This window comes from Pontibacter vulgaris, from assembly GCF_022758145.1.
GTDB lineage: Bacteria > Bacteroidota > Bacteroidia > Cytophagales > Hymenobacteraceae > Pontibacter > Pontibacter vulgaris.
Genome location: NZ_JAJVDH010000005.1, coordinates 194,386 through 206,930 on the forward strand (window position 1 = coordinate 194,386; position 12,545 = coordinate 206,930).

The 12,545-nt window shown below is 43.5% G+C and carries 10 protein-coding genes and 1 tRNA gene; 6 read left to right on the plus strand and 5 right to left on the minus strand.

Annotation, left to right across the window (positions count from 1 at the left end):
* The first annotated feature begins 420 nt into the window (after positions 1-420).
* The 4 genes from LWP20_RS13260 to LWP20_RS13275 all read left to right on the plus strand — a co-directional run bounded on the left by LWP20_RS13260 (position 421) and on the right by LWP20_RS13275 (position 6,210).
* Positions 421-3,123, plus strand: a complete 2,703-nt coding sequence (locus LWP20_RS13260) for a D-alanine--D-alanine ligase family protein (RefSeq protein WP_242928634.1) — start codon at positions 421-423, stop codon at positions 3,121-3,123.
* A gap of 142 nt (positions 3,124-3,265) precedes the next feature.
* Positions 3,266-4,048, plus strand: coding sequence for a PASTA domain-containing protein (locus LWP20_RS13265; protein ID WP_242928635.1), 783 nt, complete (start codon positions 3,266-3,268; stop codon positions 4,046-4,048).
* A gap of 51 nt (positions 4,049-4,099) precedes the next feature.
* Positions 4,100-5,911 carry a T9SS type A sorting domain-containing protein gene (locus LWP20_RS13270; RefSeq protein WP_242928636.1) on the plus strand — a complete coding sequence of 604 codons (1,812 nt, stop codon included), beginning with the start codon at positions 4,100-4,102 and terminating at the stop codon, positions 5,909-5,911.
* Positions 5,908-6,210, plus strand: a complete 303-nt coding sequence (locus LWP20_RS13275) for a rhodanese-like domain-containing protein (RefSeq protein WP_242928637.1) — start codon at positions 5,908-5,910, stop codon at positions 6,208-6,210. The genes LWP20_RS13270 and LWP20_RS13275 overlap by 4 nt, the downstream gene beginning before the upstream one ends.
* A gap of 89 nt (positions 6,211-6,299) precedes the next feature.
* On the opposite strand, the gene LWP20_RS13280 is transcribed toward LWP20_RS13275, so the two are convergent.
* Both LWP20_RS13280 and LWP20_RS13285 read right to left on the minus strand, forming a co-directional pair.
* Positions 6,300-7,592, minus strand: coding sequence for a site-2 protease family protein (locus LWP20_RS13280; protein ID WP_242928638.1), 1,293 nt, complete (start codon positions 7,590-7,592; stop codon positions 6,300-6,302).
* Positions 7,579-8,211, minus strand: coding sequence for an HAD family hydrolase (locus LWP20_RS13285; protein ID WP_242928639.1), 633 nt, complete (start codon positions 8,209-8,211; stop codon positions 7,579-7,581). The genes LWP20_RS13280 and LWP20_RS13285 overlap by 14 nt, the downstream gene beginning before the upstream one ends.
* Positions 8,212-8,310: 99 nt before the next feature.
* On the opposite strand from LWP20_RS13285, the gene LWP20_RS13290 reads away from it, so the two are divergent.
* Positions 8,311-8,384, plus strand: a tRNA-Ile gene (locus tag LWP20_RS13290).
* Between the two features lie 291 nt (positions 8,385-8,675).
* Positions 8,676-9,497 (plus strand): hypothetical protein, encoded by an 822-nt coding sequence (locus tag LWP20_RS13295; RefSeq protein WP_242928640.1) that lies wholly within the window; start codon positions 8,676-8,678, stop codon positions 9,495-9,497.
* A 433-nt stretch (positions 9,498-9,930) separates the two neighbouring features.
* On the opposite strand, the gene LWP20_RS13300 is transcribed toward LWP20_RS13295, so the two are convergent.
* The 3 genes from LWP20_RS13300 to LWP20_RS13310 all read right to left on the minus strand — a co-directional run bounded on the left by LWP20_RS13300 (position 9,931) and on the right by LWP20_RS13310 (position 12,438).
* The gene (locus LWP20_RS13300; protein WP_242928641.1) at positions 9,931-10,611 is read right to left on the minus strand and encodes a DUF998 domain-containing protein; all 681 of its coding nucleotides are present in this window, start codon (positions 10,609-10,611) and stop codon (positions 9,931-9,933) included.
* A 67-nt stretch (positions 10,612-10,678) separates the two neighbouring features.
* Complete coding sequence (gene rsgA, locus LWP20_RS13305) at positions 10,679-11,743, minus strand: ribosome small subunit-dependent GTPase A (RefSeq protein WP_242928642.1); 1,065 nt, start codon at positions 11,741-11,743, stop codon at positions 10,679-10,681.
* A gap of 143 nt (positions 11,744-11,886) precedes the next feature.
* Positions 11,887-12,438: a hypothetical protein gene (locus tag LWP20_RS13310; RefSeq protein ID WP_242928643.1), complete on the minus strand. Its 552-nt coding sequence runs from the start codon at positions 12,436-12,438 to the stop codon at positions 11,887-11,889.
* Between the last annotated feature and the right edge of the window lie 107 nt (positions 12,439-12,545).

Below are 12,545 nucleotides of genomic sequence, written 5' to 3' on the forward strand. Positions count from 1 at the left end.
TGCTATCGAAATTGTACCCAGTCCTTGGGTTGAGCGCCTTGTGAGATCCGGTGCCCGTTAAGGGCAGCCGCAGCGCAGCGGAGGCAGGAGGGAACACAGCGCGATGCCCGAGGACGAGCCCTCGCGGGCTAGGAGCGAGCCAAAGCAACTATAAAACAGTAGGCAAGTAGAGCTCCAAGGATTGAAAGTAGCTATGAAAGTATAGCCTGCAAGCCACAATCTAAAGCTTCAACGATAGAACATATAAGATTTCTCGACTATCGCTCGAAATGACAGAATACCAATTATCAACAGAAGTATACAGCTAGTCAGCTAATAAACTTCATCAACAATAATTGTTACCTACATTAGTTAAAAACCAAAAACAACTCCTAACTTTTAACCCTTAACTTTAACCTCCAATTTGTTACCTTTGCAACAATGAGAGTAGGAATAATTTTCGGTGGACCATCACGTGAGCGCGAGATTTCGTTTGCGGGTGGGCGTACGGTTTACGATAACTTAGACAAAGCGCTTTTTGAGGCCGTTCCTGTATTTGTGGACAGCCTGGGTAATTTTATACTGCTGGACTGGCAGTTTATTTACAAAGGCACCATCCGGGATTTTTATCCGCCGGTAGCGGCTTTGCCCGAAACCCAGCACGGACTGCAGATTTACCTGGAGTCGTTGGGCGAGCTAAGCATAGAAGAACAGGACAGGATTATTAACAAAGCCGGTAAGCGCCTGCAGCCTAACGAGTTTAAGGAGCATTTCGATTTTGCTTTCCTGACACTGCATGGCCCTTATGGCGAAGATGGCAGCATCCAGGGCTTGCTGGAGTGGTACCACATTCCGTATTCCGGCTCTGGTATACTTCCGTCGGCGATAGGTATAGACAAGGCAGCGCAGAAAGAAATGCTGAAACAGCATGGCTTCCCGACCCCGGATTACAGAACCATAAGCTATACCGAATGGACAGATAAGCAGAACCGGCCGCAGTTGTTGCAAAACCTGGTAGCTCAACTTGGTTTGCCACTCGTGCTAAAGGCGCCGCACCAGGGTTCTTCCATCGGTATTTCCATACTTAAGGATAATGATTTTGCAGCTTTTGAAGCCGGCGTAGACCGCAGCTTCTTTACCAAAACCATTTACAAGAGCCAGTGGCTGGCGCTTGGCGAAGAGAAGCAGCTGGTGAGCATGAAGCAGTTGGTCGATATTCGCGAAGGGATTGGTATGCCGGTATTAGTGGATGGCGGCGAGATCATCTATCATCCGGAGCAGCTTTTCAACTACATCAACCATACTTTTAATGCCAGCGCTACCGACAGCATTACGCTTACCAATGTAGAGCATGAGCAGCAGGTGCTGGTAGAGGCATTTATTAAAGGCCGTGAGTTCTCAAGTATAGTAGTGCAGGACGAAACCGGCAAACCGATTGCCCTGCCTCCAACTGAGATCGTGAAAGGCAGCGAAGTATTCGACTATCGTTCTAAATACCTGCCGGGCCTTAGCCGCAAAATAACACCGATAAACCTGCCAAGCGAAGAGATTCAGCGCATACGCGAAGCCACCAGTAAGTTATTTACTGCTTTTGGTTTCAACGTGTATGCCCGCCTGGATGGCTTTATTACAGATAGCGGCGAGATATTCCTGAACGACCCGAACACTACCTCAGGTATGTTGCCATCGTCGTTCTTCTTCCACCAGGCTGCTGAAATCGGGCTGAACCCGTCTCAGTTTCTGACTTATATTATCCGCACCTCAATTGCTGAGCGACTGAAATCCGGAAAGGACACTGTTAAGCTTACCCGGTTGCTGCAGAAGCTGGATGCAAGTATAAAAGAAGAGCAGGCTCACCGCCACGATAAAATCCGTGTGGGTGTGATCATGGGTGGCTATTCTTCAGAGCGACATATATCCGTGGAAAGTGGCCGTAACATTTACGAAAAGCTTTCTTCCTCAACCAAATATGAGCCGCTGCCAATCTTCCTGACGGGCAGCAACGAAGAGCACCGTTTGTATTCTATTCCGATCAACATTATGCTGAAGGATAATGCAGACGATATTAAAGAGAAGGTTTTATACTTTGAGCAGGGCGGCAAACCGCACCCGGTGCTGGAGCAGATTGCAAAAGAGGCTGAAAGTATAACACGCAAGTATACCGGCCGCAGCCTGCAGGAGCCGCAGCGCATTACCTATTCGCAGCTTAAGAATATGGTGGATGCCGTGTTTATTGCACTGCACGGTCGTCCGGGCGAAGATGGTGCTTTGCAAACCGAGCTCGAAAAACTTCACATTCCTTACAACGGCTCTGGCATCCGTTCGTCTCAGATCACAATAAACAAGTATGAGACAAATGAGATTCTGGCCAAGCACGGCGTACCGGTTGCAAAACACCGCATGGCCTGGAAAGAAGACTGGCAAAAAGACAAAGAAGCGTTTTTCCAGAGTTTAGAAGCAGAGTTCCCTTACCCGTTTATTGCAAAGCCTGCCGATGATGGCTGTAGCTCTGCCGTGAAAAAGATAAAAAACCGCGCTGAACTGGATGCCTTTGCGACGCTTATTTTCCGGGAGATGGAGGAGCTGGACACAGAATGTGCCCGTACTTTATCGCTTGGTTTTAAAGAAGAATTCCCGAACAAGCAGGGCTTCCTGGTAGAAACTCTGATCTCGAGAAACGGTGCCAAACACTTTCTGGAAATTACAGGCGGTTTACTTACCAAGTATGGCCCGGATGATAGCGTGAGTTACGAAGTGTTTGAAGCTTCGGAAGCACTGGCTGAAGGCGAAGTTTTATCGTTGGAAGAAAAATTCCTGGCAGGCGAGGGGCAGAATATTACACCGGCACGTTATGCCACAGACCCGGAGCGCCGCCAGAAAATATCTGATAAGGTAAAAGAAGACCTCAAGCACGTAGCCAACATCCTGAACATTGAAGGCTATGCCCGTATAGATGCTTTTGTGCGCGTGCTGGAGAACGATGAGGTAGAAACGATCATCATAGAGGTGAACTCGTTGCCAGGTATGACGCCTGCCACCTGTATTTTCCACCAGACGGCTATCAACGGGTACAAACCATATGATTTCATCGATCGCATTCTTACCTATGGTATCAAGCGCAATAAGATGAAAGCGACAATATAGTCTGAAAGTTAAAATCTATACTTTGTCCTGATTAAAAATTCAACGGTTTAATCAGCAATAATAAAATTATAATTAGTGAATTAAGAAGTTAGTACTCAGGAAGTTTAAATGTCTTTTGTCTAACATCTATCCTCTGAAAAATATGTTAAAAGCAAATTCCTTTGTGGATGTACTGAAGCACCTGGTTATTATGGCAGCCATTGTGGCGATGCTGGTTGCCGGCTTCTTTTACGTATACCTGCCATCTACCACCAACCACGGCGAGAGCATTTCGGTGCCTAAAATTACCGGTATGCAATTGCCTGATGCCGAGGAATACCTGGATGATCAAAACCTGTTATACTTCGTAAACGACTCCAGTTACAGCCCTGACAGAAAGCCTTTTGAGATCCTGACGCAGGACCCGGCTCCGGGCGCGAAGGTAAAAGAAGGCCGTAAGATCTACGTCAGCGTGAATATGAAAAACCCGCCGATGATCAAGATGCCTAAGCTGATTGATGGCTCGGTGAAAAATGCAGAGCTTATACTTAAGAGCTACGACCTGAGAAAAGGCCAGATAACGTATGTGCCGGACTTGCAGCAAAACGCTGTACTGAAGCAATTTGTGAATGGTCGTGAAATAAAGCCGGGCGAGATGATCCCGAAAGGCTCGGTGGTAGACCTGCATGTAGGCGATGGCCTGGGTAATACTGAGTTCGAGATTCCGGATGTGGTAGGCATGCCGGTTGATGAAGCTTCTGTATTGCTGGTAGGACAGGGGCTGCAGATCGGGAACATTATTTATGAGCCGGGAAGCACCGAAGACCCGGGCACCATTGTACGGCAGCGGCCATTTGCCGAGGTCGGTGCAAAAATACGCGTTGGCGAGCTCGTAGACCTGTGGGTTGCCGGCGAAGAGCCGGTACAGGTACAAGGAATAGAATAATTTAAGAGCGCCTGCCACTGTGGCAGGCGCTCTTTTGATACCACCAAAACTATGAAACTAAAACTGGCGCTTACTTTTCTGCTTTCCTGTTATGGTATGGTAGCCATGGCGCAGGCTGTGCTTAGCCCGCTGCAACAAGAGCCGCGCCAGGTTAAAAGTTATACTTCTAAGCCATTACGGGTAGCAGCCTTATCGCTCCCTTTCTTTGATGATTTTGCCACAACTACCATTTCGCCGGATCCTGCCCGTTGGGTGAATGGTGGGGTATATGTAAACAGCCGTTTCGCTATAGAGCCCATCACTAAAAACGTAGCCTCCTTCGATGGGCTAAATGCAGCAGGAAAGCCATATCAGCCAGGTTCGGTAGGTACAGGAACTTCCGATACGCTTACATCCCAACCTATCGTTTTAAGTACGCTTATACCTTCCGATTCTGTTTATCTTAGCTTTTACTGGCAGGCAGGTGGCTTAGGCGATGTGCCCGATAAATCCGGTACTAACCCTGTATACTTTCAGCTTGAGTTTAAAGATGCTTCGGGTAACTGGCAGCAAGTATGGCAGCAGCCGGGTTTAGGCGAAACCACCCAGTTTACGCAGGTTTTTATTGCCATCAAAGACGCCAGGTTTTTGCATGATAGTTTTCAGTTCCGGTTCAGGAGTTTTGGGCAGCGCGGTGGTTTAGGCGACAACTGGAACCTGGATTATGTGGAACTGGACAGGAACCGCCGCAAAGGGCAAAACACATCCCGGGATATAGCCATTAGCCAGACGGTAACACCACTGTTAAAAAACTATACTGCCATGCCGCTCCGCCAGTTCCTGGAAAATCCGGCGGCATCGCTTCGCGAGGAAGTAACTGCAACTATAAATAACCTGGGCGATCTTCCGGGGGCTATCAACTGGCGGGGTTTTATCAGGAGAGCAGACGAAACGGTAGCCGATACTTTCCTGCGTTCGCAAGGTTTGATTCCGGCTGTTGCACGTCAGTTTGAGATAAAAGGAACTCCCAGCCTGGCAGCGCTGGCTTTACCCGAAGAGAATTTTGCTTTACTGCATGGCATGGTGCTGGATACAAAAGAACAGAACCCGCTGCAGCGAGCAAACGACAGCACTTTCCGCAAAACAGAATTCGCTGATTATTATGCCTACGACGATGGCACCGCCGAAGCAGGCTTTAGTTACATAGCCTCTGGCAACAGCCAGGTAGCGCAACGCTTCGACCTGAACCGCCCGGACCAGGTAAGAGGTTTTCAGGTATACTTCCCGCGGGTTAGGAACATGATTGAGGGCTCGTCCATTACATTTCGTGTATGGAAAGACGATAACGGCAAGCCCGGCGAAACTTTAGGTGAGCAGAGCTTCCACGTAAAGTATAGCGACAATCTGAACCAGTTTTATACTATTGAGCTTGCTAAACCTGTGGGTGTGGATGGCAGCTTTTATATTGGCTGGTCGCAGCCGGGTAGTCTTTTCTTAAATATCGGTTTCGATAGAAATGAGCGTGCCACGGGTCGTCGCTTTTTATGGAGCACCCAGAATGGCTGGGCCGAGGATAAAACAATTGAAGGCGCTATTATGATGCGGCCCCTGATGGCAGGTATGGCCCTGGGAATTGAGGATGAAGAGCTGGCGAATAAATTGAAAGTATACCCGAACCCTTCGGCAGGTACGATTGCCATTAACGAGGCTTTTAAAACACTTGATGTTATCGATATTGCCGGGCGCAAAGTATACGGACAAGATTTTTCAGGCATTATAAACAGCCCGATCAGTTTAAAGCAACTGGCACCCGGGCTTTATACTTTACGTATTCAAACACAAAACACCATAATCACCAGGAAACTTATACTTACAACACCATGATCACAACAGATATTACTGCGGAAGAACTGAAAGAACGTTTAAACAATGGCGAAACGCCGGTTATTATTGACGTACGCGAAGACTGGGAGTACCAGGAAGCCAATATAGGCGGTGCAGAGAATATTCCGTTAGGAACTTTGCCAAACCGCATCGAAGACCTGGAACACCTGAAAGACGCTGAAGTTATTGTACACTGCAAATCTGGGGCGCGTTCTGCTACAGCAAAGGCTTTCCTGCAGCAGCAAGGCTTTAAACAGGTTCGTAACCTGCTGGGCGGCATTATTGCTTATAAAGGCTAGGCTTACCAGGTATATATTTAAAAACTGGCCCCTGGTGTTTGATTAATCAAATACCAGGGGCGGTTTGTTTTTTAGCTTTTTAAAACCTGCTATTCTACAATAAAAGGCGAAGGGCTGAAGCAAAGTATAAAAATAACGAATGCCAGTATGCCCAACACTTTGCGGCCTGGTGTAAGTGGCGTTTCGTCGGGGCAGGAGGGATGGAAAATGCCCATCACACGCGAAAGCAATAAGCCAAACAGTAACCAGCCGCTATACCCATCAGCGCCCGGGAATGCAAACGAGATCAATACCTGCACAGCAAGAACGAATAAGGTCAGGTAGAATGCATAGCTTAATTTAGGCATTGCAGGCTCTAGTACAAACAACAGGTATACCAGATAGGCCGGCCATACCCAGATATAACCCTGCCATTCCGGGAAAGTAGTGGCCAGGCTGTACTGCAACATCAATAAAACAATAGCCGCACCAAAGCCATAGCGGTTGTTGTGCAGTAGCTTCCTAAAAGCCCAAAGCAGGAATGGAATATACACCACCAGCAACTCATCTGACCACACAGGCACGTTAGAAGGCGATATCACTCCTAAACCGGCATACAGGATAAAGAAAGTATAAAATACCGGTGAAATACGGTTAAAGCGCTTATAGCCAATTAATCCATATAAAACGTGGCCTCCGTCCAGCTGTCCGATGGGTAGCAAATTAAGCGCCGTAAAGAACAAGGCCAGGTATCCGGCAAATATTAGCGGGTAATGCATCACCTCATACTGGTTAGGTACCAGCGCTGGGTCAGGGGCCACAAATTGCTCAAAAAAGAGAAACAACAGGTTTTTGCCTAAAGCAAAGCTGCCTTCTGTTTCGAGGTATACATGCTGGGCATAATCCAGCCCATACTGTTTATACTCCGGGTGAATACTGAAAATATGCTCCGGTTGCGGCAAGTGCGTAAAACCATAAAACAATAATGGCAAAGCCACTACAAAACCAGCAATCGGGCCTGCTATGCCAATATCGAAAAACTGTTGCCGGGAGTAAATACGGCTTTTTATCCGGATAAAAGCCCCCATGGTGCCAATGCTGGAAGTTATGCCCAGCCAGAGCGGTATATAGTAAGGCAATGTAACACGCGTGCGGTATACTTTTGCTGTAAAGTAATGGCCGAACTCATGCACCGTTAGCACACCCAGAAAGGGAATAGAGAAGTATAAACCAGCCACTAGTTCGTCCCAGCTAAGCGTACCTCCCCAGTCAAAACCATCCCGGGACAGGAAAAACAGTTTACCCGTTATCCATTCGGCTCCGGCTATGGTGGTGGTGGCAAGCGTAACTATAAACAGCAACAGGTGCAGGCCATACCTGCGTTGCTGTTTAGTTAACCACATCCTTAAAAACCTGGTTTATAGTTAGCGGCGGTGCCAGATGCAGCGCCTGAAGACCTACTTTACGGGCGCTTTCGATGTGCTGTATGCTGTCGTCTATAAAAAGTGTTTCTTCCTTGTTCAGGCCGTTCTGGTCTATTATCTGCTCAAAAACGATGGCGTCAGGCTTACGCTGGCCAATAAGGTGCGAATAGTAGCTTTGCTCGAACAGCGAATCGAGGCTTGGAATGGTAAAGCTGTGGGCCACTATCTCATTAAACTTTTTAAGATGGATAGCATTGGTATTGCTTAACAGGAAAATACGATACTTTTTGCCAAGCTCCAGCAGCAAATCTATACGCTCTTGTGGTATGTCCAGTAGCATGGCATTCCAGGCGGCATCTATCTCTTCGTCGGTTGCCTCTAAATTATATTCGCTGCGCAGGCTGTCGCGGAATTCCTGGCAGGTGCTGTTGCCTGTTTCATACAGGTCGAATAAACGGGACTGTGCTTTTTGGGTAAACTCCATGGCACTGCCTGATTTACTATACTTTAGCAGCTCGGTTATACTTTTGTTGTAGTCTATGTTAATGATCACTCCGCCTAAATCGAAGATGATATTTTTGACGCTTTCTAAATTCACGGAAAAAATTTTCGTTTACTATTTGAAATATTCGATACAAATATGTAGAATTGCACTCCCAAATCAAAGAAAGCACCTTTTTAGCGATCTTCGAGGGACGGGCCTATAGCTCATTCGGTTAGAGCAACTGACTCATAATCAGTAGGTGCCTGGTTCGATTCCAGGTGGGCCCACATACTAATAAGCCACTTACGAGTAAAATCGGTAAGTGGCTTTTTTTGTTTTCAGTCAACTCGTACACAGCTACTCATATTCGGTTCTATGTCAAGAGTAGTATGCCTGTATTTACTGAATGGTCTTTATTACCGGCTTTCTTATGATTTTTAATGCTCAAATATATATAGCTGCTAAGTTAAATAATGTATACTGGAAGTATTCAAGAAAATAAATAAATGAATATAAAGTTATAACTTGTGCTTTAGAAATATAAATCAACAACTTAACAGCTCAGTAATTTAATTTAGATGAAGGGATTACTGCTATTTACGTTAATATTAGTACTGGTGGCATGCGAGAAGAGCGAAGATTCAGTACCCTATACTTCTGCTTGTGTAGTTTCTACAACGCTGACTGAAAATTATTCCTTAGACGGTATGACCATTGAGTTAAAGTACGTCCGTGATGAAACAACGGGTAGGCTAATTGAAATACAAAGGTTTGAGGATAATACAAATTATGGAAATCATAAATATACGTATGACGATAAAGGGAACATTATTCAAAGAGACTTCTATATTTCCACTGGCGATTTACAAGCCAGACAGACTTACGAGTATGATTCTAATAACCAACTTACCTATTCCCTTAGTTCTTATGTTCCAGATATCTCAAATGGAAAACTTATAGAATCAACTAGCTATACTTATGAATATGCTTCTCCAACCCAATTAAAGAAAATTACTATCCATGGTTTTAGAATTTCTACCAATCAAAACTATACTATCACGACTATCACGTTTGACTACAAGAATGGGCAGATTTATAAAATACATGTGTATAATAATGAGAACCAGTTACGCTTATCATATATAATTGAGTATGATGACAAAAATAATAAACTAGTAGCAGATACTGCTTACCGCAAAACCTTATTTCCTCCTGAAAGCTTACCCTTAAAGCATAACATTAAGAAGATATTGGTTGACTATTTAATTAACGGAGGTGAAACTACATGGGGTCATACATCAACGTTTACTTATAACAAAGAAGGTTACCCTATACAGGAAATTCGTACTCTTCTGGATGGATATCACTATACTCTGAATTATACCTATCGGTGTAAATAATAATTAAAAGACAATATATAAATAATAGCCCTGGATGACACCTTGATAAGAGTTTATGTAATATTCAAAATAACTTAGTCACCAATATATATATTATAGCAGAATTAACATTAGACTCTTGTCTGTCTGTACATTGTTGAGAATAGGATTGATCACTTCACATCTTCTTTGTACCCTTGAGAGTCTGTCCGTTACTGGTAACGGTGAAAGCAACTGCGAAGAAAGAGGTTAGTAGAAGTTTTTTCATCTATAAAAGGTGGTTTAATATTTTAAATTACTGATAACGGTTTACGTACCGGCGATAGAGGGGCTTTTGCCAATATCTACATAACTGCCCATTGGAATTATAATGTTGAGTTTATAACTGTCAGCCCCACTATTGCCAGTACGATGTTAGCGGTTCGGACATTATCTCTGGTACCATTTGCTTTCGTCATTTAATTGTCGTGTCAAAATCAACATGCCTGTAAAGCAAAACAATGGCCAGTACTGCATGCCATAACTGATGCCCGTATTGTGAGGCACGCTCCATAATTCCAAGACCAGGCGTCGGACTGTTTTCGTATACCAATAAAGCCTTTGGGACTGCGAATACAACCATTACTAGCAGCATTAATATAGTCGTTATTGAATAATATCTAAACCAGTTTTTAAAATAGACAGCTCCAAGTATAAGACTAACCAAGACGAATGGGTTTATTGCCAGAATTCCGTGCATCGTGTCGGTAAATGTTGGTTCAATTCCGCGCATGTGCATCGGGAAGTAGTTCCACAATATCAAGCTGTTTACCGCATTTCCAAATATCATTACAGACAATGCCCGGAGAATACGCTTACCGTTGGATAGTAACCAAATGCCTAAAGCGAAAGCTATAAAAAGTAAGCTGGAAATTGTAAAAAGGGTAACCACTAATTTACTGGTTGGGGCGCCTATCGCAAACAATTCACTCACAGTTTGCTCGTTAAAACTATAGCCCTTGTAAAGAATGCCGGCAATTATGTCCGTGAGGGGATAAAGAAAGGCCCCTAAAATCCCACAAGTCAATAAAAGATTTATAGTTTTCTTATGAGCATTTACTGTATCCATATGAATTACTTTTTTCAAAGACTTCATAAGTATTGAATATACATTAAAGTGACTCCAAACGCATGTTAGCAGTTCGGGCTTCATCTCTCGAACTTCACTTTTTCCTTTTGATGCCTTTTTTGTAATTCTTAACCATTTTTCCGAATTCCTTATCTTTTTTCCGTCTTTCTACAACCGAAGATTCAAAATGAGCTTTCTCTCGTCCTAACTTCAGGTAATTTTCATAGGAAGCCCGGTCTATTTCTCCCTTTGCAACGGCTTCAATAACAGAACAGCCTACCTCATTCGTGTGCGTACAATCTTTGAACTTACAACTCTGAGAAAGCCTGATAATCTTATCAAATGTAATTTCTAATCCGCTGGTTGAGTCGGCAATACCTACTTCTCTCATTCCTGGATTATCAATTAAAATTCCACCATTTTCAAGAAGAGTTAATTCTCTATGGCTTGTAACATGTTTCCCTTTATTTGTGCTCTGGCTGATGGTATCTGTTCGCATTATAGATTTGCCAGAAAGATTATTTAATAGAGTGGATTTTCCAACACCTGAAGAACCAAGTAGGCAATATGTTTTACCTTTTTCAATAACCGCTTTTAGTTTGTCGTACCCATCTTGAGATTCGTTACTTATAGCAATAATCGGAACATTATTAATCCGAGCTTTTATTTTCTCTACTATCTCCAAAGTCCGATGTTCATCAATTAAATCAATCTTAGTGAGCACTATAATGGGACTAACCTTTGATGAATTACAAATTGTCAGGTATCTTTCAAGCCTATTAATATTGAAATCCCTGTCAGCGGCTTGCACCAACAATGCATAATCAATATTTGTTGCTATTATTTGTATCTCTCCGGATTTACCAATGTCCTGTCTAGAAATAACAGAGGACCTCGGAAATATGCTGTGAATAATGGAAAAATCTGAATCATGAATTGTTATTGCAACCCAATCGCCAACTGCTGGAAAATCTTCACGACTTTTTGATGAAAATCGTAAATTCCCTGTTATCTCGGCTTCAAACTCTCCTTTCTCAGTCTTTACAATATATCTTTCCTTATGTTCTGATATAACTCTTCCAACCTCAAACTTTTTAAGGTTATTCTCAATCCTGAATTTTTCAAGTTTATCATTATATCCTAAATCTTCTAATGTCATTTCATTATAGAATTGATTGGCTTATTCAATACTCATAGTCTTTTTTAGCCTCACCTCTAACGTTTCGTGCATAGTATGGGCAAGGCATAGCCGCAGCCTGAACTATGAACCTTGTTGGCGTTTTTAGTTTTACCCCTTCTTTACTACAAGCTATCTAAAACAGCCTGTGATTCCACATAACCTGGAGGTAGTGGCCACAAGACATCTTTGGTTGTTGCAAAGCGTCTGTTAGAAGTTTTGACCAATTGCTGCCCTTCCACAATTTCAACTAACTCCATGAGCATTTTCTGTACTTCAATCGGAAAGTCCATACCTTTAGTTCTTACTTCTTTGCCATTGTTTTTCAAACTCATTGAGTAATAGGCTCCATCTTCATACTCTTGGTAAAAAGTATCTAACGCTTTAATGTTCATAGAGTCAACAAGTAGAAAAATCTGCCTTAGGCTCTGAGAGTCAAGTTTCGCTTTATAGTTCTCTTTAATTTCTCTATTGTCTCTCAAGCGAAGATAAGTAGTGCCGTCTTTATGTATTTCCACTTCCTTGCTGTCATCTGTGCTCCAGCCCGACTCTATCGAAAAGACAAATTCTTCAAAGTGCTTTATTTGATGCTCTTTTTCCTTTACATGTGCTCTTTCTTCTGTTCCATTACAGGAAAACAGGAAAAAAAGGAAAACTACATGTAAGGGCTTTTTCATAATTATCTATTGACGCCAACTATTGTATAAACGAAAACATACGCTTATCTGCACTATGTACGTAACTATTTCAATCCATTTTATGGCAGATTATATAGCAGGATCTG

What these genes read in the sequence shown, in the direction of transcription:
- LWP20_RS13265 (WP_242928635.1), top strand. Translation starts at nt 3,266, where the DNA reads ATGTTAAAAGCAAATTCCTTTGTGGATGTACTGAAGCACCTGGTTATT.
- LWP20_RS13300 (WP_242928641.1), bottom strand. Translation starts at nt 10,611, where the DNA reads ATGAAGTCTTTGAAAAAAGTAATTCATATGGATACAGTAAATGCTCAT.
- rsgA (WP_242928642.1), bottom strand. Translation starts at nt 11,743, where the DNA reads ATGACATTAGAAGATTTAGGATATAATGATAAACTTGAAAAATTCAGG.
- LWP20_RS13275 (WP_242928637.1), top strand. Translation starts at nt 5,908, where the DNA reads ATGATCACAACAGATATTACTGCGGAAGAACTGAAAGAACGTTTAAAC.
- LWP20_RS13310 (WP_242928643.1), bottom strand. Translation starts at nt 12,438, where the DNA reads ATGAAAAAGCCCTTACATGTAGTTTTCCTTTTTTTCCTGTTTTCCTGT.
- LWP20_RS13295 (WP_242928640.1), top strand. Translation starts at nt 8,676, where the DNA reads ATGAAGGGATTACTGCTATTTACGTTAATATTAGTACTGGTGGCATGC.
- LWP20_RS13280 (WP_242928638.1), bottom strand. Translation starts at nt 7,592, where the DNA reads ATGTGGTTAACTAAACAGCAACGCAGGTATGGCCTGCACCTGTTGCTG.
- LWP20_RS13260 (WP_242928634.1), top strand. Translation starts at nt 421, where the DNA reads ATGAGAGTAGGAATAATTTTCGGTGGACCATCACGTGAGCGCGAGATT.
- LWP20_RS13270 (WP_242928636.1), top strand. Translation starts at nt 4,100, where the DNA reads ATGAAACTAAAACTGGCGCTTACTTTTCTGCTTTCCTGTTATGGTATG.